The following is a 22060-nucleotide window of genomic DNA, read 5'->3' on the forward strand; positions in this document are numbered from 1 at the left end:
GGCGGTTTTTTTGCTTTTGCTATACCAGTGGGCACATCTCATTCCGTTTTAACCACTTGAGGATAATCTCGACTGCTTCAATATACCTCTGACCGACGAGCAAACCGGTATGAGTCGTGTGCCATAGACCGGCATATTCCGCATGAAGCTGCTCTGCAGTTAATCTGCCTCGCAGGTCCTCTTCCTCACTGGACACGGCCTTGATTACGAGACTGGGGCATGTAATGGACTCACCGTTAATGGATACAACGTCCTCACCGCCAAAGAACGCGGAGAATGTGCTGAAGGCCTGCGACGATTCCATGGCCAAATACTTACGTTGAAAAGCAATATCCTCTGCCGATTCATCTATGCTGGTCACCTCTTGATGAACGGGTGCAGGCACGACGAGGCCAGGCATTATACGATCCACTTCAGAGTACGGCGCGGAGCGAAGAACTTCCTGACTCAGACTGGAATCGATCACGACCAACCCTCGCAGGGGAGAGCTTTCTGCAAGCTTTTGACTAAGAATGCCACCCATGCTGAATCCGATGAGGATAGGCGGCTCCCCGCACTCGGTGATGATTTCCTGAATATCCTCCAGGTAATCTTCGAAGGTCACCCGGGTCATGTCGTGCACTCTGCTCTTGTAGTGACTTCTCAGATTCATGACATAACAAGTCCAGCCTTGTTGAACGAAATGAGGGATGTATTTGCTCCACATCCAACTGCCTGTATAGGCACCGTGAACGAATAGGAGAGGGGGTCTGTGATCACTTCTTCCTTGAAGTTTATCACCCTCAAAGATCTCCAGAAACAAATCCTGTTCCCCAATGTATTGTGCGATATGGTCAGGCAGGGATTTGGTGTAGTCCTTCATGTATAATTCCTCCAATAATTTAGTTTTATATCAAACTATTTATCCAAAAAAAATTTAGAAGTTGCTGTGAATTTTCATCAAAATTCGAAGCAGTTCCTCTTTCTCTGTTTCTGTGATATCCGCGTAAAAGACATTCAGCAGGTTCTGAGAGATCTCTTCAAAGACGGGCTTGAGATCCTCGCCTTTAGATGTCAGTGCTACATGAACAACGCGCGTATCTTCGTCGCTTCTCTCCTTGATGACGTATCCCATGCGAACCAGCTTGTCGACAAGTGCTGTGACGGTAGATTTATCCTTGCCAATTTTTTTGGCGATTTCGGCCATGGTCATTTGAGGTCGGTGATACAGAGCATAGATAATATCGCCATGCGAAGTGGCAATATCCTGAACGCCATGCCTGGTCATCTCGGATACGATAAAACGGTTGGAACTCTCTTTAATTTTGGATATGAGTGATATCGCATCTCTTGTTTTCATAAACCCAATATAGTTTTATATCAAACCATTGTCAAGGGATTCGATATCTTTTTTTAAAATTGACAAAGATAATCATTCTCAATTATAATCCGATCAAAAGCGTTGTAAATAGCTAGATTTTTTGATCTTACATTTTCGTGGAAGTGATGGGGGAAGAAATGGCACAAACAGTACAGATGCAGACGCAGCACGTGGGTAAAACAAAGTCTTTGATTCACAGCAAATCCGGCTTCGCATTACTTCTTGCAGCACTGGTGATATTCATGCTTGTATCGGTGGGGATAGCGGTGTCCATTGGTCAGGTGCATATTCCGCTGGCCGAGTCCTATCGTATTCTGCTCTACAAAATAACGGGCTTTCAGCTTGGAGCTGCGCCAATTGAAGCAGGTTCCTTTACCGATATTATCTGGCAGATACGTTTTCCGCGGGTATTAATGGCCATGTTTATCGGGGCAGGTCTGGCGCTCTGTGGTGCCGTCATGCAGGCTGCTGTGCAGAATCCACTCGCTGATCCTTACATACTAGGTATATCCTCAGGAGCTTCACTCGGAGCAACGTTTGCGATTTTGATCGGATTCGGTTCCATTAGCTGGTTGGGGCAAACGGGTGTGGCTTTTTGGGCCTTTGCCGGTGCCATGGGCGCATCCTTGCTGGTACTTACGCTTGCAGGTATCCGGGGCAAAATGACATCCGTCAAGCTGGTACTTGCCGGGATGGTCATTAACGCACTATGCAGTGCGTTCTCGAACTTTATCATTTACTTTGCAAACAATGCAGAGGGCATTCGAACCGTCACATTCTGGACGATGGGCAGCTTGGCGGCTTCAGGCTGGAACAAGCTCCCGCTAATTAGTATTGTCGTTCTGGTAGCGATTCTGTTCTTCCTGCTGCAATCCCGTGTGCTTAATACGATGCTGCTCGGAGATGAAGCGGCTGTGACGCTGGGCATTAATCTTAGTGTATATCGCAGACTATACATGCTGTTGACGGCACTAGTAACGGGGGTCATGGTATCGAGCTGCGGGATGATCGGTTTTGTGGGACTCATTATTCCGCATATCGTAAGAGGCATGGTTGGCTCAGACCATCGCAAAGTCATGCCAGTGTCGGTGTTGTTCGGCGGGATTTTCCTCATTTGGACGGATGTTATCGCAAGATCACTGATATCCAGCGTTGAACTGCCGATTGGAATCATTACGGCCATGATTGGTGCACCGATGTTTATGTATATGCTGGTCAAAAAAGGCTACGGTTTTGGAGGAAAATAACGATGAAACTGAACGTAGAAAATGTATCCATATCGGTGCTGAATACGGACATCATCCGAAATATTTCGTTACAGGTAAACGACAAGCAATTTGTTGGAATCATTGGACCGAATGGTTGCGGCAAGTCAACGCTGCTCAAGAGCATCTATAAAGTGATCAAGCCACAGCAGGGAAGTGTATTACTCGGCGATAAGGACATTCTGAAATCAAGTCCGAAGATCGTATCCCGGCATATGGGCGTTGTGGGGCAGTTCAACGAACTGAGCTTTGATTTTACGGTGCGTGAGATGGTCATGATGGGCCGGACACCACATAAAAAGCTGCTGGAAACCGATAATCAGCAGGATGTCGAGATTGTGGAGCAGGCGCTTGAAAAGGTACATCTGTCCGGTCATGCCGATCGCAACTACGTGTCTTTGTCCGGTGGAGAGAAGCAGCGTGTCATCCTGGCCCGTGTGCTGGCGCAGCAGCCTGAATTTCTTATTTTGGACGAGCCGACCAATCATCTGGATATCAAATACCAGCTTCAAATCCTTAATATTGTACGAGGCTTGGATATTGGCATACTTGCAGCACTCCATGATCTCGAACTGGCAGCCGAATACTGCGATTATCTGTATGTGGTGAAACGGGGACAGATCGTGGTGCATGGTAAACCCGCTGATATTTTGACACGTGAGATGATCGGGGAAGTGTTTGAGGTAGATTGTGAAATTTACGAGAATCCGGTTACGGGTGGATTGGGCATAGCCTATTTGAGTACACGGTAATGCAAAAAAAGTAAAATAAGAGTAGATCCATAGATGAGTGGATTAAAAACAGACCGTATTCTGCAAGAGCAATGTTGTGTTGCTGGCAGGAACGGTCTTTTTTGTGGAGCAGTGAGAGTGCAATTATTGCAATTTGGGGTCGATCGGTTTGGAGTGAGTACCCTTGCTGACTTCCTCGAAAATATCAGTGGATTTGCCGATAGGGGACGAAGAACCATTTGTGTTTTGCTGTTGGTCGATTGCAGAGGTCTTTGGTATGCTGTTCCCGATCTGCTGAGCACCAGCTAACCCTTTACCGTACAGCAGTTCCTCCAAATCTCCGATGGTTACTGGACGGGCATGCCGTTTCAACACATAGCCAAGTTGACCATTAGGCTCAACTGTAGCTGTCTCCAGATCACTAATGCTCGAAATTCCATTTTGCCGGAGGTGCATCTCCAGCTGATCCATGGTGTAACGCATGCGTTTCAGGTTGGGAATAATGACTTGCCCATCTTCTACAACGATTTTGGAACTCCCGCTCATGATTCGTTCGAACACATTGAATTTCATCTGAAGCACTTCAACCACAAGCAAGGTCGCAATAAAAACGGCAGCGGATCCAATGGCTTTGCCAAGTTCGTGATTTGCAATAGGCTGTACAATCGTTGTCCCGATTGAAATCATGATGACCGTCGTGGCCACACTCATCTGCGAGATGGATTTGCGTCCTGCAATTCGCAGCAACACCATGCCAACCAGCACAAGTAAGATCGATTTCCATATCCAGTCCATGATTACATTCCCTTCTGTACCAAGTCGTGTATCTGCTTTGCTTAGCCTGTTCGAGATATGGATGGATTATACAATTGATTCGTGAAGCGCTTGCGGTGGGGAAAATAGTCCCAAAAACAAAAGGACCATTATACTACGTTCCAAATGAGGAAAATGACCGATGTTATTAAGTAGGTTCCTTTCTGCTAACAAACGAGGAGTGATACAACGTACGATGCATACGAAGATAATACAAGAACTTCTTTCCCAGGAAGATTCCGAAGAGGCTATACAACGAATAACAAGCATTGATTCAAACAAAGATACATCTCGAAACCATTTACTGATCAAGATTCTGGAAACTACAGAAGATCATGAATTGCGCAACCAAGCGGCTATCGCGTTATCTGAGCTTCAAGATGATAGAGCTGTCGAACCTTTGATTCAAGCTATCATGGACCCCGGAACATCGGGAAGCAGAGGAACGTTCTTATACGCTCTTGAACATCTGGATTACATATTACATATAGAGCACATCATTCCGTTTATTGGTGATACCAGTCTGGAAGTGTGTGCACAATCATTTATGCTGTTGGAGCAACTAGAGGATAAGCTATCCAACGAGCAAATACTTACATGTGAGCAAGTCATTGAGCAACAAATCAGACATAATGAAAGAAAGCTTCTCGTCGTAGCCTTGGACATGGTGCGGAGCTGGAAGTAAGGATGACGGTGAACTGAACGATTGTCTATCCAGTGCTTTCATTCACCCCTTCCTTTCGTTTACAATAGGGTATTGATTGCAGCAAACGAAGGAGCGGGTAACGATGGCCAAACAGAAATACTATGTCGTCTGGGAGGGCAAGCAGCCAGGTGTATACAGCACGTGGGCGGAATGCAAAGCGCAGACGGATCATTTTACCGGAGCAAAATATAAATCATACGAATCCAAATCAGCAGCCGAAGAGGCATATCGTGCCGGATGGAAAGGAAACTGGGGTACTGGTTCAAGTGGAGCGGGCAGTTCTTCCAAGAGCAAATCGGTCAGTAAGGGAAGAAGCGCCGGGATGGAGACATCGGAAGAAGTGGACTACGACAGTATTTCGGTTGACGTGGGCACACGCGGAAATCCGGGACCTGTAGAATATAAAGGTGTGGATACGCGCACGGGAGAGATTATTTTCTCCGTAGGACCCATTTCCAAGGGAACGAACAACCTGGGTGAGTTTTTGGCTATCGTCCATGCCTTGGCGCATCTCAAAAAAGAAGGAAGCGACAAGACCGTGTATACCGACTCGGTGAATGCCATGAAATGGCTGAAGCAAAAGAAAGTATCCACCACGCTAGCTCGGGATAACTCAACGGAAGAGATCTGGCTCATGATTGACCGGGCGGAGCAATGGCTGCGTACGAATACGTACAGCAATAAAGTATTGAAATGGCAGACGAAACAGTGGGGCGAAATTAAGGCGGATTACGGGCGAAAATAAGCGAAAATTCTGTCCGTATGTTCCATTATATGTAGTCTATTAGAAACGATATTTACAATTTCCAGTTTCCATTCTATAATCATCTGAATATGATAAGTTACACATATGGAGGAGCCTGTCATCTGCAGGCCCTCTTTATCTTTTTGGTCCATCCCTTTTTCGTCAAGTTATAGGGTAGAGTACACATTGCAGGAGGCAGACATGAGTTCCATTTATAGAAGTGAAGAAGGCAAGAGCAGTATTCTGGAGGATTATGAAGCCTATCTGGAGAATCTGGGCGAGGGCGTTGATCGGGAATATGTCGAGACGCGTTTTGGACAAACGCATGTATTGCTGACGGGTCCGGAGAACGGGAAACCGCTGTTCATTCTCCAAGGCGGAAACTGTGTGAATCCGATGACGTTGTCCTGGTTTTCTTCCTTATTCAAGGATTACCGAATTATTGCTCCCGATACGATCGGTCACCCCGGTTACAGTGAAGAGACACGAATCTCGGCGAGGTTTGACAGTTTGGCCTTGTGGGTTTCCGACTTGCTGGACCACTATAAGATTGAAAAAAGTGCGTTTATCGGGCCTTCTTTTGGCGGTGGGATCATCCTTAGACTGGCTACTTATATTCCGGAGCGTATTGCATGTTCCGTTTTGGTATCGCCTGCAGGACTGGCTGTGGGTTCGAAGTTTAAAACAGCTCAGGACATTGTTCTTCCACTTGTGAAATACCGGATGACTTCTTCGCCATCTTCTTTGCAAAAAATTACAGGCACCATGTCATGCAACTGCATGAAGGAAATGGATAAAAACATCATGGGCAAGATCTTCAAATACGTCAGCATGGAGCAGGATAACCCTAAGCTTACGGAACGGGAAGAGCTGGTGAATTATACGTCGCCAACGCTGCTGCTGGTCGGAGAGAAGGATGTCTTTTTCCCTGGGGATAAGGTCATTGAACGAGCTCAGAAAATTATCCCGAATGTACAAGCCGTCAAATACGACACAGGTCATTTTCCTTCACAGGATGTGCTCATTCAGATGAATGAGGAGATTCGTCAGTTTTTACAGAAAAACTATTAATATAGTGCAGAGAAGGGCGGATCAAAGCTTTCAAGTCTATTGAAATAATCCGCCCGATCTGTCGATAACAGTATGAGATGAGTAGTTGAAGATTTAACTAAGATTTTGTAATTCTATCAGGAATAGACTAGTATTGAGTTTGTATAGTAATTAATTTATTTTATTATTTCCGCATGATTGTGTTTCAAATCGCTATGATTGGTTTATATAGATGGTTGGCGATAAAACGCCTGCTGATTGGGACAGAGTAATGCAACATGCGGCAAGTCTTCCGATCGACAAGGTTGAAAAGAGGGTCTGTTATGAGAAAAGACAATTACAAAATGGCACTGCAGCGCAATGTCATTCTAAACGATACATATCAGGTAAGACAGGTACTCGCCAGCAGCGAGCTGGCTATTGTATATGCGGGAAGAGACAAAAATACAGGGGCGAAGATCGCCATCAAGGAATTTTTCCCGCAGAGGCTGGCTTCGCGGCAATCGGACAAGCGGGGAGTGTACTGTTCTTCGCGCGGTTTCGGCGGGCAGTATCAGGAACTGCTTGCTTCCTTCCTTGTAGAAGGAGAATTGTTGTCCGGCCTGAGTCATCCTCATATTATTACGTACATAGACCACTTTGAAGAAAATGATACAGGGTATCTGATTACCGAGTACTGCAGCGGGATCACGTTGAATGAGTATTTGCGCGAAAACGATCATGCACTGGACCCTGCGTTTATTCAAGGGACACTGCTACCTCTGGTCGATACACTGGATTACATTCATAAACAAGGAATTCTTCACCGGGATGTGAAGCCTTCCAACATTATGATTATGGAGGACGGAACGCCAATGCTGCTGGATTTCGGTTCGGCTGCTCGCTGGCCCATGCAATCTGGTGATAAACAGGCCATTTTCACATCTTCCGGATATTCACCGCTTGAATTCTATTCCGAAAAATCCAGTCAGGGGCCGATGTCAGACATCTACAGTCTGTCAGCTCTTCTGCACTATTGGACATGCGGACAGCCTCCAATGGACGTGAAAAAGCGGCTGTTCCAGGATGAATTACCATCTGTTCGCAGTCACAACACCTATGTGAACCCATGGCTTGCACGTGTCATTCACTGGGGACTGACGGTCCGCTCCGAGAAACGCTGTGCTTCGCTTGCCTGGGTCAGAAGATCTTTGCGGATTCAGGCCCTAATGTGGAAATTACGCAAGCCAGGCACGTTGGAATGGACGCTCGCAGAGAATGAACATACTCAAGTCTATGACCTGGAAACGGGCAAAAAGCACGAGACGGCGTGAAATACAAGAAGATACAAAGTGATATTATGGATGTGGAATTTGTGTATTAAGGACAGAGCTAAGCCAAATCGACTCGGAAACGTGGAGATTTGGTTTTTTTTATAATGGAGATGTGAAAATCGGACCAATCGCAAGTCCGACAATGACGAGATAATGCAGCTATTGTAAGTTTGAAGCTAGATTAGGAGACAAATTTTAGTTTATTGATTTGAAAAGAGTGCTGTATCTCCGATACAATGTGGTCAGAAAGTCGAGAGAGTTGGCTCAAATATGGCTGAGAAATGGAGAACTACGAAATGACTGATTTTATTAACGCAGAAGATATTAACGACGTCATTCTGGCAGCGGCTGCGTCAGAGCTTGAGCAGTTGGTGGACCGGATTTGTCAATTGATCGGCACGCCCTTGGAGCAGACAACAGAGCTGGAGCGGCAGGTTATCGCTGCATTCGGTTTTGGAGCAGTATACGGTATCACTCATCGGGATCAATTAGCAGAGCCGCAGGCTCATGCACTGAGTATTCGTATGTTGATCAAACCATTCAACTACAGTGAACAGCAGGCAGTGGACTTTGCTGACGATCTGATCCGGGTGGCTTCGGACCGGGAGGCGCATCCCGTAATGAACACGATTATTCATCGTGGGATTGACGGCCACCGTCAATTTAACCAGGAAGATGATGAAGGACTGGCTCGTAATATTCAGGAGATTTTGGCTGCGGTACAACCGGAGAGATAGAAGAGAGCTACTAGATTTGGGGGATGATTATGATGGATCTGATGAAACTAAGCAAAGAGCTCTCTTATGCTCTGCGGCATGCCCCCTGGGAATATGAGCTGGAGCTGGATGAAGAGGGCTGGGTGGAGATCTCGCAATTGCTCGTGGCTCTTCATGAAAGTCCGCAGTGGAAGGAAGTAACAGAACCGGATCTGGAGCAGATGATCGAGGCCTCGGAGAAAAAGAGACATGAGATCCGTTCCGGCCGCATTCGGGCATTATATGGTCATTCCACTCCACAGAAGGTATCTAAAAAGCCTGCGGACCCGCCGGAAACACTGTATCATGGAACACCGGCTCGCGTGGTGGCTTCCATTATGGAGCAGGGATTACAGCCACGCCAGCGGCAATATGTGCACTTGTCCGCAGATATGAATACGGCCGAACAGGTAGGACGCAGACGTGATGATCAGCCCGTAATCCTGAAAATTAACGCCGCACTGGCAGCCAAGGACGGTATCCTCTTTTATCATGGTAACGAAAATATCTGGCTCGCCGACCATATACCTGCTCGCTATATCCATCGCTAACAAGAATATTACCCGCGAGTGAAATAGATTATTTTTTTGTTATTCTGCTATGTATCCAATGAGTAATTGAATATGAGAGCATGTTACAAAAAAAAGGGGCACATCAACATTTGTTGGTGTGTCCCTTTTGGATATCCAGCTAATAGAATTTCGTTCAATTAGCGGATATGGATTGGAAGAACGTTTTACTTGCCCAGAATTGCTTTGACGCCTTCGCTCAGTGGTTGAGCCGGACGACCAAGCAGTTTCTCCAATGTGTCGCTCTCTACAGCCAGTGCACCTTCACGAATGGCACTCTGCATATCAACCAGCATGGAGACTACAAAGTCAGGCAGACCTGCACCCTTCATGATGTCGGCATAAGCAGCATTGTCGACGTTTTGCACGTTTATGTCCTGTCCGAGCACTTCACCAACGATAGCTGCTAGTTCAGCTTGCGTGCGAAGTTTACCAGACAACTCATATACTGAGTTCTCAAGTCCCTCACCTGTAAGGACTGCTGCAGCTGCATGTGCATAATCGCTGCGCGTAGCCCAGCCTACTTGACTGTCGTTGGTTGCATGAACCCATGGAGCACCTTGGGTAGCAGCTTGTACGCTGCCTGCTTCATTTTCCAGATACCAGTTGTTACGCAGGAAGGAATAGGGAATGCCGGATTCGCGGATCGCCTGTTCTGTGGCACGATGCACTTCAGCCAGCGAAAGGGTGTTATCCTCTGCATTCACCACGCTGGTATACGCGATAAATCCAACACCTGCATTCTTGGCAGCATCAACGGCAGTTTGATGTTGGCGGATGCGTGTTTCATTGTCGCCATCTGTGGAGATGAGCAGCAGGCGATCCACACCAGCGAAAGCTTTGGCAAGTGTATCCGGTTGATCGAAATCACCGTGACGAACGTCGACGCCTTGAGCGTGCAGTGCTTCAGCTTTCTCCGGGTTGCGTACACTTACAGCCAGATCCCCGGCGGATACCGTTTTTAACAAAGCTTCTACGACCAGTGAACCCAAATGACCTGTTGCGCCAGTAACCAAAATTTTCATGAAATGTTCCTCCAATGATATAAGTATTTTTTTTAAAAAAGATTGGATGTAATCAAGTCCGTTATAACAGATGTGATTACAACCGAAAGGTTAAAAAAAGCTCGCGATGAGCTTCTTTTATTCAGACACATGAACCTGATCCATCATCTGCTGTATGGTTACGCGGTTCAAGCGCTGTTCCATCGCTGTCTGAGCCTCAATGAGCTCGGCACGCAAGGTACGTTCGATCATGCTGCCCACCGGACAATCCGGATTCGGATGTTTATGAAAGTTGAATAGCTCCCCTTCCTGGACTACTTCGAGTGCCCGGTATACATCCAGAAGGGTAATGTCCGCCGGGTCCTTTAATAAGGAAGCACCGCCGACGCCAGGTCTGACCTCGATCAAACGGGCCTGTTTCAGCTTGGACATGATCCGCCGAATAATCACGGGATTTGTATTTACGCTTGAAGCAATAAAATCCCCAGTGCACTCATGGGGTGCAACAGCGATCAAGGACAGGGTGTGAACCGCAATGGAAAAGCGGCTGCTGATTTGTTTCATGGATGATCACCACCGTTGTAACTATAATAGTTACAAATTATGATGTTGTCAAATCCAAGTTCCAGATCACCATCCATAACGAAAAGAAGCCATGTCCCCGGATCAGGTGAACCAAGATGGCCAGCGCTGATTATTGGGACAAAGCTTCTTCAGTGATTTGGCGGATATCGAACGGGGAGCGAATGCCTTCTTCGATCATGTCAGGCAGAATTTTGTCTAAGAAATAACGTACACAGTGAAGGTCGATATTTTTGATTTTGATCAGTGCATAACGGTACATGACGATAAATTCTTTCTCCGTATTGCCACGCTGCAGTTCCGCAAAGGCTTCATATACCTGATCCATTTTATCCGCCACTTCGAGAATCAGACCTTCTACGGAATCGTCTTTGCCTTCTCGCAGCTGCCTGCGGAAAATGTCCTTAAATTCCTCAGGGATATTTTCGTTGATAAAATGCTCTACCATCGCTTCTTCCACATGAAGCAGCATGGAACGCAGTTCCAACGAGTAATGTTTGACGGGGGTCTTGATATCGCCGATGAAGATTTCGCCATAGTCATGGCTGCTGGTGATTTCGTATAACTTTTTCCAATCGATGCTTACTCCGTGCTGTTCTTCAATATCGGCCAGTGTCTTGGCATACTGTACTACTTTCCAGGAATGGGCCGACACACAGTGTTCTTCAAACTTGAACTTGCCAGGCGTGCGAATGATGCGTTCAAGATCGTTCAGTGACCTAAAGTACGTATGAATTCCCATCTAAGCTATCATCCTTTGTTGGTTGAGTATGATCCGACTATACTTTAATTATGTTAACCACGGATTAACGATGTATGCGAGAAAGGTAAAAATAACTTAATAGGGAAAGACACAGACATAGGGATTAAGAGGCAAGATGGATATCCGGGACAAAACCAAAAAACCACCATATCTACTGAACGTATATTCAGCGAGATTTATGGTGGTTTTTTTGATTTTTTTATGATTCACGTTTAATGAAAATGTGTGATGTACAATCAGGCTTTCTTGCGAACCGGGGAGATAAACCAATACGCCATACCGACAAACAACGCACCACCAATGATATTGCCCAGGGTGACGGGAATCATATTATGCAGCCAACCTGCCAACGTGATCGTATCGGGGTGGTTGGGCAGCAGCCAGGACAGTGATAAGAGCGTCATGTTGGCGACACTGTGCTCATATCCGCTGGCGATAAATGCATACAGACACCACCAGATCAGTACCAGTTTGGCAATATCCTCTTTGGAACGGGCCGCCATCCAGATGGCCAGACAGACGAGCCAGTTACAAAGGATACCACGGAAGAACAATTCGGTGACGGGTGCAGCCATCTTTTTGGCCGATACGGCAAACAGTAAGTGCTCCGGTGCAGCTGTCTTAAACAAGCCACTGCCTACAATAAGCAGACTGAGCAGGATCGCCCCGATCAGATTGCCGAGGAAAACGAGTCCCCAGTTTTTCAAGGTATCCCGAACCGTAGTCCGGCCCGCCAGTGTACTCATGGTAAAAAACATGTTGTTGCCTGTGAACAATTCTGAGCCTGCAAAAATGACGAGCGTGAGGGCGAGTCCGAAGGACATGCCCATCAGCATCATTTGCAAGGGTGACTTGGCTGCAAGCAGCGGTGCACCGATACTAAAGATCAGAATAATCCCAAGCCCTACGTATGCTCCTGCCATTAAGGCTGCTACCATGTAACGCGGTAAGCTGGCATTCATCTGATCCCGTTTTTTAACGGCAGCTTCAATAATTCCTTCAACACCTGGTGTAAACATCTTGGTCTCCTCCATTATTGTGCATCTATCTCGTTCCTGCTTATGGAGCTAGCTATACGGCAATCCAGACCTGCCCGTTCTCGAGTTTCACCGGAAACATCTGAACCTGTCCCTGATCGGGTGCCTGCACTTGACCCGTACTTAAGTCGATTTTCCAATCGTACAGCGGATCATAGAGATAATGTCCGGATACGATGCCTTCCGCGAGCGGTCCACCCTTGGGGTGGGGGTTATGGTTATCGGCAGCAAATACGGTACCGTCAGAGGCGCGGAAGACAGCCAGCTGTCGGCCTTCAATTTCTACGACTCTCCCGATCCGGGGGAGGAACTCTTCAATCTCTCCCGCCGGAAAATAGGTGCCCGATTGTTTGGTTGTCATTTGGACTGCTCCTTTTCTATGGCAGGTTCACCCTGCAAATTTATTATCATATTGATCCAGTGAAGAACGTTACTATCTTAAGGATTGAAGCTTAAGGGCGAGCCGACACTTCAATTCCCTGGAACAGTTTGGTCTGGCCTTCTTCATTACGCAGTGCTTTCTTCCATGGATCTTCCACATGGTTCAGAGCGAATTCAATGCGTTCCATCAATGCTTTGCGTTCCTCCAGATTATCCACCACAACCGAACGAATCTGCTCAAGTCCCATCCGTTCTACCCATTCCGAGGTACGCTCCAGATAGTTGCCAGTTTCCCGGTAGTATTGAATAATGGCACCGCAGAGTTCGATGAGTTCTGCATCTGTTTTCACTTTGCATAAGGAGTCTGCAAGTCTGGCTTTGATACCGCCGTTACCACCAATAAACAACTCCCAGCCTCCATCGTTACCCACAATCCCGATATCTTTCGTACATGATTCCGCGCAGTTCCGTGGACAGCCATTAACCGCCATTTTGAATTTGGCAGGCAGATCGAGACGCTCGAATTTGCGTTCAAGCAGGGCACCCATCGCCATGGAATCCTGAGTACCGAAGCGGCAGAACTGGGAACCGACACAGGTTTTGACCGTACGCAGCGATTTGGCATAGGCATAACCTGAAGGCATATCCAGGTCCGCCCATACCTGCGGCAGATCCTCTTTTTTGACCCCAATCAGGTCGAGACGCTGTCCTCCGGTAACCTTGACTGCTTTTACATCGTATTTGACCGAGATGTCCGCAATGCGTTTCAGTTCTTCCGGAGTTGTTACGCCGCCATACATGCGAGGTACCACCGTATACGTGCCGTCTTTCTGAATATTGGCGTTCATGCGTTCATTGACAAACCGGGATTCCTTCTCATCTTCATGCGTATCCGGTGCGATCATGCCAAGGTAGTAGTTAATTGCCGGACGGCATTTGGAACAGCCTTCAGGCTGGCTCCAGCCCAGAACGTTCATCACTTCCTTGGTTGTCTGCAATCCTTTTTGCTTGATCTCGGCTACAATTTCATCCCGGCTAAGCGAGGTGCATCCACAGATGCCCTGCTTGGCACCGCTTGTGAAGTTGTCTCCCAGTACGTATTGTAAAATTTGCTCTACCACCGGTTTACAGCCGCCGCATGAACGGGTTGCGCCAGTGCAGGCTTTGATCTCATCAACACTGCTCAGACCTTGATTCGTAATGGCATCGACAATCGTTCCTTTGGTTACACCATTACATCCACATACGATTTCGTCCTCGGCCATCGTTTCAACAGAAGCAGCTTTTTTGTGACCCCCACAGCCCGTACCCATCAGGGAGGCATACAGTTCATCCGTCATTTCGGTTTTTTGTTTGATTAACTTCTGCAATTCGGCAGAATCCGTCACATCTCCAAAGAGCACGGCGCCGACCATAATGTTGTCCCGCAGCAGGATTTTTTTGTAGGTCCGTTTCCAGTCATCCTTATGGCTGATTACCGTATGATCCGGACTATCAAGAAATTCACCAGTGGAGAAGACATCCACACCTGAAATTTTTAATTTGGTAGAAACGACAGAACCTTCATAAGGAGCAGTCTCCACGCCGCAAATATGCTTGGCGAGAATCATGCCTTGTTCGAATAATGGGGCAACGAGGCCGTAGCATACTCCCCGGTGTTCAGTACATTCCCCTACGGAATATACGCCTTCGAGTGAGGTCTGCATGTAGTCATCCACGACAATGCCCCGGTTAACTTCCATGCCGCTTTCGCGGGCTACAATCGTGTTCGGTTTAATGCCCACAGCCATTACGACAAAGTCTGCATCCAGCACGGAATCATCGGCAAATCGGAGACCTTCCACGCGTTCTCCACCGATCAATTCAGCCGTCTGAGCACCCATTTTGAAACGAATACCCTGGCGCTCCAGTTCCGCTTTTAGCATGGCTGAAGCTTGAGGATCGAGCTGGCGTTCCATCAAGTCTTGCATGAGATGAACTACGGTGACGTCCATGCCGAGCTGTACCAGACCTTTGGCTGCTTCCAGTCCGAGAAGTCCTCCCCCGATAACAGCCGCTTTTTTGTATTGCTTTGCTGCTTCCAGCATCATATTGCAATCGGCAATATCCCGAAATCCAACAACGCCTTCTTTATCATGACCCGGAACGGGGAGGATAAAGGAGTTGGAACCAGTAGCGATAATGACTTTGTCGTAGGGCACCCGTGTGCCTTCGTTTGTGACGACTTCCCGGTGATCTGCGTCGATACGAGACACGGTTGTCCCGGTATGAAGCGTAATGCCGTTGTCTTCATACCAGTGCAAATCATTTAGCACGATATCATCAATGGTTTTGCTGCCCTCCAGAACATAGGACAACATGATTCGGTTATAGTTGGGATAGGGCTCCGTGCCGAAGACCGTAATGTCATAGCGTGAAGTTAATTTCAAAATTTGTTCAACAGTACTAATGCCGGCCATACCGTTACCGATCACGACAAGTTTTTCTCTTTTTCCGTTCATGTGTGTAAGCCTCCTTGGTTTAACACTGGACAATATCAACATTTTTAGTGGTTTATATTTGAATCATACCGTGGATGCCTGACACTTAATGTGATTTATTTCACTAAGAAAGAGATAAGTAGCACAAATTAAAAAGTGTGAGCCCGGTCACGGAAACTTTTTTTATTGGAGCATAAAGAATGGAAAGTTATTGAGATCGGGACTCTAATCTAAAATAAGAAATACGAACTATTGTTCTCTTTTTGTTTTCGTTGTAACATCGAGAATGGGATATGATGTTCCCTATTTCTTCGAAAGGAAGTTTTCGCATCATGATGGGAAGATCCCACCTAATTATTGGAACAGGCGTTTCACTATCAGTTCTACAGCTGATGGGTATGCAAGTAACGGCACCGGCTGTTACGGTTGCCCTCATTGGCTCGCTCCTGCCGGACATTGATGAGCCGAATTCCTTGTTGGTATCCAAGGCACTGCCCAATAGTTTGATCAGGCTGCTGCAAACCATATTGCTGCCGACAGCCGTTTTTGTGTATTTTTACGTACAGGCGAAGCCTTGGAATCTGCTCCTGGCCATTCTGGTCGGGCTGGTATCTTTCCTGCCATCGCGTTCGCTCCGCAAAGTGTTGATGTTCGCTATCGGACTGGGTCTTGTATTCTACGGTCACGCTCTCGCGCCATGGAATCTGATCGCAGGGAGTCTGCTCATGTTATGTACTACGCTGACCCACAGAGGTCTAACCCATACGGTCTATGGAACAGCAGTTTGGGGAGGACTACTATACAGCACAACGCATGAGCAGGGACCGGAGATTTGGGTTGCCGGAGGAGTAGCATATGCCATGCATCTGCTAGCTGACTCGTTGACGAATCGCGGGATTCGTCCGCTTCCGCCACTCAAGTGGAGGATCAGAGCGAATTTGATGAGCACGGGGACCAAACATGGAGCAGTGGTGGAGAATGTATGTATTGTGCTAACCCTTATTTTGGCATGGATCGCATTCTCGCCGTTATTTCTGTAACTTCAAAAACGCCAGTCCGGAGTATATGGACTGGCGTTTTTTTATTGCTCCGCTTCAGGAAGAGGATGGGGAATCGGTAAGCCCATCAATATCCGAAGAGCCAAATACAAATAACACAATAAGGATGACTACAATTAATAGCTCGGCGAATCCAGTTCCGTCAAAGTCAGACATCATCCCAACCTCATTTCATTCCATTCATTTAGGAATTCATTCTTTTTTGGAAAGCCCGCATCACATCATCCAGAGTCACATCGCCCATCTCGTCAAGAAATTGGACCAGTTTATCGGCATTCGAAGGGTTAATGTTTGTTAGTGTTTTATACTGTCCGACAAGCTCAACGACCAGAGTGGCTTCACGAAACAAGGTGACAGCATCGACTCTTAATTTGCCGCTAACAAGCAATGCTGCAACGATAAGTTCCAGGTTTCTACCTTTAAGGTTGCCATTGAGAAGGGAGTTTGCGGCATTTGTTTTTTTGGAGCCTTTATTCGATTTTCCATTCCTTCCCACTGCCATAACAGGTCCTCCACTGCTTGGTGTTTTGTTCTCTTTCGTTGTTGTATCTTATGTGTTATTTCCTGTAATGTTCGAACTATTAATCTCTTTTTGCGTAAAAAAAAGAGACACTCCAACCAAAGTCGGAATGCCTCTTTATCTAGAGGGATGTCAACCAGAGTTTTCAATCCTGTGACTCGCTCCAGTATTTACGCGTTTTCAATAATAGTGTTCATGGTTGTACGATCCAGACCCTTCACCAGTTTGACAAGCAGCGCCTTGGCAGCGTCATAGTCATCCGTGTGAATGATGGAAGATGAGGTATGGATGTAACGAGCGCAGATTCCGATGACCGTTGAAGGTACACCAATTCCGCTCAGGTGAACTTGTCCAGCATCCGTGCCACCAGGGGAGATAAAGTATTGCATCTTGATCTGGTTCGAAGAAGCCGTATCCTGCACATATTCCACCATGCCGCGATGAGTGAACATGCCTGGATCGAAAATACGAAGCAGAGCCCCTTGCCCAATGTGTCCAAAGGACTGTTTGTCACCTGTCATGTCATTTGCTGCACTGCAATCCAGTGCGAAGAAGATGTCTGGTTCAATCAGATTGGCAGCTGTACGCGCACCGCGAAGCCCCAATTCCTCCTGAACTGTTGCACCGCAATACAGCGTGTTTGGAAGTTTTTCTTGGTGGAGTGCCTCAACCAATTCAAGGGCAAGTCCGACTCCGTAGCGGTTATCCCAGGCTTTTGCCATGATTTTTTTCGGGTTCGCCATTGGTGTGAATTCACAGATTGGCACGATTTGCATGCCTGGGTGAATACCCCAAGATTCGGCTTCCGCACGGTTATCCGCACCGATATCCAGATACATGTGGTTTAGATCAACCGGTTTGCTCCGTTGGGACTCATCCAGCAAGTGAGTAGGCGTAGAACCTACAACGCCCGTAATACGGCGATCCGGAGTAATGATCTGCAGACGTTGGGACAGAACAGCCTGGCTCCACCATCCACCAAGTGGTCGGAATTTAACCATGCCTGTTTCCGTAATGCCTGTTGTCATGAAGCCCACTTCATCAAAGTGTCCGGCTACCATAACTTTGGGGCCTGATTCTTCACCGCGCAGTACGCCAAAAAGGCTTCCCAGACGATCCTGGACAAATTCCTCTGTATATTGGGAGAGCTGCTCCTTCATCCATCCGCGAAGCTCACGCTCGAATCCGGAAGCGGAAGGGAATTCCGTTAACGTACGAAACATCTCCATTGTTTTTTCATTCATGTGTCGACAACTCCTCTAATCGTATGTATGACAGTCTCGACAGAACGGCTGCGGACTGTTGTCCTCCATCTAATAGTAAAGGACATTATTAACCACTGGTCACATTATAGTATGAACCTTGTGCACCTAATTGTCCATGTCTGTGTCACCTATCTTAGGGACCGTTAGTACAATGAACGTGAAAGTTTGCTTTTGAATTGGGCTTTACCCTCACGCCTTTCACAGGATGATTGAATATGCATGAGTTGAGACGCACCTGCGTTCCCGTTACTGGAGATACTTATTCGTTTGCCTGACGACAGGAAGGAGTTGGGACACCAGATGAAGCCACCTCATGAAGGCAATGAAGATATCCTTTTTATCGTCCTTTTTATTTTGCTCGTCATCGTACTTCTTTATTTATAAAAAAAGCTTCACACTTGACTGTTCATACGATTAAATCAACTTCTCTCTGATCCGGCGTATTGGATTTAGGCTGCTGAACCGTTCTTCCCCCCCAACTGGAAACAATTGTTGCAATTCGCCGGATACATAACCTTCCCATGATTAACAAACAATGAACATAGGATTTCACACGATATGCAGCGACAAGCTGTGCGACCCATTCGATTTCTAAGGAGGTTCTGAATCTTGCCAGCTCAAACTAAAGGATCCGGTAACGGAAAAAAGTCATCATCCCTGTCCATCAGTGAACAGGATTACAAGAAGGTAGCCAAAAAGCATGAGCCGGCTCGTCCGATCCTTGCAAATTGCATTAAGGCTTTCTTTGTCGGGGGATTCATTTGCATCATTGGACAGGCTATCCAGGAAGCATTCAAGGCAGGCTTCGATATGACTTCCAAGGAAGCAGCAAGTCCTACGGTTGCGGTCATGATCCTGATCTCAGTTATCCTCACCTGCCTTGGGGTCTACGACAAAATTGCTCAATGGGCCGGAGCAGGAACAGCGGTTCCGGTGACCGGATTTGCCAACTCGATGTGCTCGGCAGCATTGGAGCACCGGGCTGAGGGGCTTGTCCTTGGCGTCGGAGCAAACATGTTTAAGCTAGCTGGCTCGGTTATCGTATTTGGCGTCGTGGCTGCCTTTATCATAGGTATTATCTACGCCATTCTTGGATTTGGAGGTGGACATCTATGAAGCTTGTCGGACGCCAAACCTGGCAATTTGAGAATGGTCCTCGAATTATTGGCAGGGCAGCGGTTGTTGGGCCAGAGGAGGGAGATGGACCGCTGTCCGCCGATTTCGATTACATCTATGACAATCTGGAGATTGGCGAGAAAACATGGGAAAAGGGGGAGCGCAAGCTGCTAGAACAAGCTACGCAGCTGGCACTCATCAATGCAAACATCACAAAGGAAGAGCTGCAGTTTTTCATTGGTGGTGATCTCCTCAACCAGATTATCAGCAGTTCTTTTTCGGCTCGGAAACTGGGAGCTCCTTACCTCGGTGTATTTGGGGCTTGTTCGACCTCGATGGAGAGCCTTGCATTAGCATCCCTAATTGTCGATTCAGGTGCAGGTGATTATGTCCTGGCCGGCACGGTTAGCCATAACTGCACAGTGGAGAAGCAGTTCCGCTACCCGACCGAGTATGGATCCCAGAAACCTCCTTATGCTCAGTACACCGTGACCGGATCTGGTTGCGGCGTAGTCTCCCGCTCTGGAGAAGGTCCAGTTGTCACGCGGGCAACGATTGGACGGGTCATGGATCTTGGCATCAAGGATCCGTTTAACATGGGGGCAGCCATGGCTCCAGCAGCGGCGGATACCATCGTCTCTCATTTTCGGGATACGGGGCTTGAACCAGGGTATTACGATCTGATCGTCACTGGAGATTTGGCCTCGGTTGGACACCCCATCACGAAAGAACTGTTGCAAAAGGAAGGCATCCCCATGGAACAAACGACGTTTAATGACTGTGGACTCATGATTTATGATCGGGAGAAGCAGCCATTCGTTGTAGCAGGCGGCAGCGGCTGCGGCTGCTCAGCGACTGTAACGTACGGACACATAATGAACCGGATGCAAAAAGGCGATCTCAAACGGGTACTGGTTGTGGCCACGGGCGCGCTGCTGTCACCGATTTCCTACCAGCAGGGCGAGAGCATCCCGTGTATTGCACACGCCGTAGCCATTGAAAAGGAGGGATAAACGATGCAATTTTTATGGGCATTTATTGTTGGCGGTCTGATCTGTGTAGTGGGTCAGCTGCTGATGGATGGCGTCAAGCTGACGCCGGCTCACACCATGAGTACACTTGTTGTGGCAGGAGCGGTTGCGGATGCGCTTGGATGGTATGATCCACTGGTAGAATTTGCAGGAGCTGGAGCATCCATTCCCATTACGAGTTTTGGCAATTCACTCGTGCACGGGGCATTGACCGAGCTTGAGAAAGTAGGATGGATCGGGGTTATTACCGGGATATTTGATTTGACGGCAGCAGGGATATCAGCCGCGATTATCTTCTCCTTTCTCGCCGCGCTGGTGGTTCGGCCGAAGGGCTGACAAGGCACAGTCAAATTGTTTTAACCATATATGTATGCACTAAGAGGCTCCGGATGTTTAATATCCGGGGCTTTTTGTCGCGATCATGCGAGAATGGTGGCCAATCTGACGGCTGGAAACAAATTGTGATTCTCTTCGAGTGTACTCGCGCCCGTTGTTCATGTACAATAAAAGGAAATCTGTATGCTTTTTTAGGAGGTTAGACCACATGCCTGTGCGCAAAGAGTCGATCCAAATCATTTCAGCAGTTCGTTCTAATCTAGAATCTTGCATAATGGGGAAATCCTTTGAAATTCAACTTTTGCTCACAGCTTTGCTTGCAGGCGGACACGTTCTGATCGAAGACGTACCCGGAACAGGCAAGACGCAGTTGATCAAAGCATTATCGAAATCCATGCGCGGAGAATACCGCCGCATTCAATGTAATCCTGATATTTTGCCAAGTGATATTACAGGTGTATCCGTATTCCACCCGCGTGACGAGCGCTTTTATTTCCGTCCCGGTCCGGTCATGACCAACATACTTCTGGCGGATGAGATCAACAGGGCAACTACGAAGACTCAGTCAGCCCTGCTGGAAGTCATGGAAGAGCGCAGTGTAACGGTAGATGGCGATACCTATGATCTGCCGCACCCGTTCATGCTCTGTGCTACACAGAATCCAATCGATTTTGAGGGAACGTATACATTGCCGGAAGCACAGCTTGACCGGTTCATGCTGAAAATAAGTCTGGGCTATCCGGACAAGGATATCGAGAGAACATTGCTGAAGCAGCATCAGTCAGGTCAGCCCGTGGACCGACTGGAGTCCGTAACTCATATGGACCAGATATCGGCGATTCAGCAGGAGATCAAAGAAGTCTTTATCGGAGATCCGGTCATGGACTACCTGCTTGATGTCGTTCGCAATACACGTTCGCATCCGTCCGTGCTGCTGGGAGCCAGCCCGCGTGCAGCCATTTCTTTCATGATGGCGGTGAAGGCGTTTGCCTTCCTGCAGGAACGTGATTATGTGCTCCCGGATGACGTGAAAACGATGGCGCCGTATGTCCTTTCCCACCGGATTGTACTGCGTCCTGAAGCGAGACTGGACAGCATGAGCTCTGAAGCCGTACTGAATTCTGTACTTCAGCAGGTTCGTGTGCCCGTCTCCATGGGGCAATAATTCATGAAGCCGCTT

At 47.5% G+C, this 22060-nt stretch carries 24 protein-coding genes; 13 read left to right on the plus strand and 11 right to left on the minus strand.

Annotation, left to right across the window (positions count from 1 at the left end):
- Positions 1–19 precede the first annotated feature (19 nt).
- Together MH144_RS10880 and MH144_RS10885 are read right to left on the minus strand one after the other, a co-directional pair.
- Positions 20–862 carry an alpha/beta hydrolase gene (locus MH144_RS10880; RefSeq protein ID WP_239299728.1) on the minus strand — a complete coding sequence of 281 codons (843 nt, stop codon included), beginning with the start codon at positions 860–862 and terminating at the stop codon, positions 20–22.
- A gap of 54 nt (positions 863–916) precedes the next feature.
- On the minus strand, positions 917–1339 hold the full coding sequence (locus tag MH144_RS10885; protein ID WP_239299730.1) for a MarR family winged helix-turn-helix transcriptional regulator: 423 nt from the start codon (positions 1337–1339) through the stop codon (positions 917–919).
- Between the two features lie 158 nt (positions 1340–1497).
- Between MH144_RS10885 and MH144_RS10890 the strand changes: the two genes are divergently transcribed.
- Together MH144_RS10890 and MH144_RS10895 are read left to right on the plus strand one after the other, a co-directional pair.
- Positions 1498–2607 carry a FecCD family ABC transporter permease gene (locus MH144_RS10890; RefSeq protein ID WP_239299732.1) on the plus strand — a complete coding sequence of 370 codons (1110 nt, stop codon included), beginning with the start codon at positions 1498–1500 and terminating at the stop codon, positions 2605–2607.
- 2 nt (positions 2608–2609) lie between these two features.
- Positions 2610–3377 carry an ABC transporter ATP-binding protein gene (locus MH144_RS10895; protein ID WP_095289765.1) on the plus strand — a complete coding sequence of 256 codons (768 nt, stop codon included), beginning with the start codon at positions 2610–2612 and terminating at the stop codon, positions 3375–3377.
- 123 nt (positions 3378–3500) lie between these two features.
- On the opposite strand, the gene MH144_RS10900 is transcribed toward MH144_RS10895, so the two are convergent.
- Positions 3501–4151 carry a DUF421 domain-containing protein gene (locus MH144_RS10900; RefSeq protein WP_239299734.1) on the minus strand — a complete coding sequence of 217 codons (651 nt, stop codon included), beginning with the start codon at positions 4149–4151 and terminating at the stop codon, positions 3501–3503.
- Positions 4152–4365: 214 nt separating this feature from the next.
- Here MH144_RS10900 and MH144_RS10905 point away from each other — a divergent pair, with 214 nt between their 5' ends.
- The 6 genes from MH144_RS10905 to MH144_RS10930 all read left to right on the plus strand — a co-directional run bounded on the left by MH144_RS10905 (position 4366) and on the right by MH144_RS10930 (position 9289).
- A complete protein-coding gene (locus tag MH144_RS10905; RefSeq protein WP_239299736.1) occupies positions 4366–4854 on the plus strand; it encodes a HEAT repeat domain-containing protein in 489 nt (162 codons plus the stop codon).
- A gap of 103 nt (positions 4855–4957) precedes the next feature.
- Positions 4958–5620: a ribonuclease H gene (gene rnhA / locus MH144_RS10910; RefSeq protein ID WP_239299738.1), complete on the plus strand. Its 663-nt coding sequence runs from the start codon at positions 4958–4960 to the stop codon at positions 5618–5620.
- Between the two features lie 201 nt (positions 5621–5821).
- Positions 5822–6691, plus strand: coding sequence for an alpha/beta fold hydrolase (locus MH144_RS10915; protein WP_239299739.1), 870 nt, complete (start codon positions 5822–5824; stop codon positions 6689–6691).
- A 302-nt stretch (positions 6692–6993) separates the two neighbouring features.
- The gene (locus tag MH144_RS10920; RefSeq protein ID WP_239299740.1) at positions 6994–7983 is read left to right on the plus strand and encodes a serine/threonine protein kinase; all 990 of its coding nucleotides are present in this window, start codon (positions 6994–6996) and stop codon (positions 7981–7983) included.
- Between the two features lie 296 nt (positions 7984–8279).
- Positions 8280–8720, plus strand: coding sequence for an Imm48 family immunity protein (gene imm48 / locus MH144_RS10925; RefSeq protein ID WP_239299741.1), 441 nt, complete (start codon positions 8280–8282; stop codon positions 8718–8720).
- 32 nt (positions 8721–8752) lie between these two features.
- Positions 8753–9289, plus strand: a complete 537-nt coding sequence (locus MH144_RS10930) for an RNA 2'-phosphotransferase (protein ID WP_239299742.1) — start codon at positions 8753–8755, stop codon at positions 9287–9289.
- Positions 9290–9474: 185 nt separating this feature from the next.
- Here the strand turns inward: MH144_RS10930 and MH144_RS10935 are convergent, their stop codons facing one another.
- From MH144_RS10935 to nirB, 6 genes are all read right to left on the minus strand, one after another.
- The gene (locus MH144_RS10935; RefSeq protein ID WP_239299743.1) at positions 9475–10332 is read right to left on the minus strand and encodes an SDR family oxidoreductase; all 858 of its coding nucleotides are present in this window, start codon (positions 10330–10332) and stop codon (positions 9475–9477) included.
- A 117-nt stretch (positions 10333–10449) separates the two neighbouring features.
- A complete protein-coding gene (locus tag MH144_RS10940; RefSeq protein ID WP_095289779.1) occupies positions 10450–10875 on the minus strand; it encodes an Rrf2 family transcriptional regulator in 426 nt (141 codons plus the stop codon).
- 130 nt (positions 10876–11005) lie between these two features.
- Positions 11006–11635 (minus strand): YfbR-like 5'-deoxynucleotidase, encoded by a 630-nt coding sequence (locus tag MH144_RS10945; protein ID WP_239299744.1) that lies wholly within the window; start codon positions 11633–11635, stop codon positions 11006–11008.
- Between the two features lie 257 nt (positions 11636–11892).
- Positions 11893–12675 (minus strand): formate/nitrite transporter family protein, encoded by a 783-nt coding sequence (locus MH144_RS10950; RefSeq protein WP_239299745.1) that lies wholly within the window; start codon positions 12673–12675, stop codon positions 11893–11895.
- 52 nt (positions 12676–12727) lie between these two features.
- The gene (gene nirD, locus MH144_RS10955) at positions 12728–13054 is read right to left on the minus strand and encodes a nitrite reductase small subunit NirD (RefSeq protein ID WP_095289784.1); all 327 of its coding nucleotides are present in this window, start codon (positions 13052–13054) and stop codon (positions 12728–12730) included.
- Between the two features lie 91 nt (positions 13055–13145).
- Positions 13146–15575, minus strand: a complete 2430-nt coding sequence (gene nirB / locus MH144_RS10960) for a nitrite reductase large subunit NirB (RefSeq protein ID WP_239299747.1) — start codon at positions 15573–15575, stop codon at positions 13146–13148.
- Positions 15576–15886: 311 nt separating this feature from the next.
- On the opposite strand from nirB, the gene MH144_RS10965 reads away from it, so the two are divergent.
- On the plus strand, positions 15887–16594 hold the full coding sequence (locus tag MH144_RS10965) for a metal-dependent hydrolase (protein WP_239299749.1): 708 nt from the start codon (positions 15887–15889) through the stop codon (positions 16592–16594).
- Between the two features lie 202 nt (positions 16595–16796).
- On the opposite strand, the gene MH144_RS10970 is transcribed toward MH144_RS10965, so the two are convergent.
- Both MH144_RS10970 and MH144_RS10975 read right to left on the minus strand, forming a co-directional pair.
- The gene (locus tag MH144_RS10970; RefSeq protein WP_239299751.1) at positions 16797–17114 is read right to left on the minus strand and encodes a hypothetical protein; all 318 of its coding nucleotides are present in this window, start codon (positions 17112–17114) and stop codon (positions 16797–16799) included.
- A 188-nt stretch (positions 17115–17302) separates the two neighbouring features.
- Entirely contained in the window at positions 17303–18376 is a 1074-nt protein-coding gene (locus MH144_RS10975) for a M42 family metallopeptidase (RefSeq protein ID WP_154895081.1), read from the minus strand.
- Between the two features lie 630 nt (positions 18377–19006).
- Here MH144_RS10975 and spoVAC point away from each other — a divergent pair.
- The 4 genes from spoVAC to MH144_RS10995 all read left to right on the plus strand — a co-directional run bounded on the left by spoVAC (position 19007) and on the right by MH144_RS10995 (position 22045).
- Positions 19007–19513: a stage V sporulation protein AC gene (gene spoVAC, locus MH144_RS10980; RefSeq protein ID WP_239299753.1), complete on the plus strand. Its 507-nt coding sequence runs from the start codon at positions 19007–19009 to the stop codon at positions 19511–19513.
- The gene (gene spoVAD, locus MH144_RS10985; RefSeq protein WP_239299755.1) at positions 19510–20526 is read left to right on the plus strand and encodes a stage V sporulation protein AD; all 1017 of its coding nucleotides are present in this window, start codon (positions 19510–19512) and stop codon (positions 20524–20526) included. The genes spoVAC and spoVAD overlap by 4 nt, the downstream gene beginning before the upstream one ends.
- Before the next feature lie 3 nt (positions 20527–20529).
- Positions 20530–20880 (plus strand): stage V sporulation protein AE, encoded by a 351-nt coding sequence (gene spoVAE, locus MH144_RS10990; protein WP_239299757.1) that lies wholly within the window; start codon positions 20530–20532, stop codon positions 20878–20880.
- A 208-nt stretch (positions 20881–21088) separates the two neighbouring features.
- Positions 21089–22045 carry an AAA family ATPase gene (locus MH144_RS10995; RefSeq protein WP_095289796.1) on the plus strand — a complete coding sequence of 319 codons (957 nt, stop codon included), beginning with the start codon at positions 21089–21091 and terminating at the stop codon, positions 22043–22045.
- Positions 22046–22060 lie beyond the last annotated feature (15 nt).

The sequence above is a fragment of the Paenibacillus sp. ACRRY genome (assembly GCF_022346995.1).
Taxonomy (GTDB): Bacteria; Bacillota; Bacilli; order Paenibacillales; family Paenibacillaceae; genus Paenibacillus.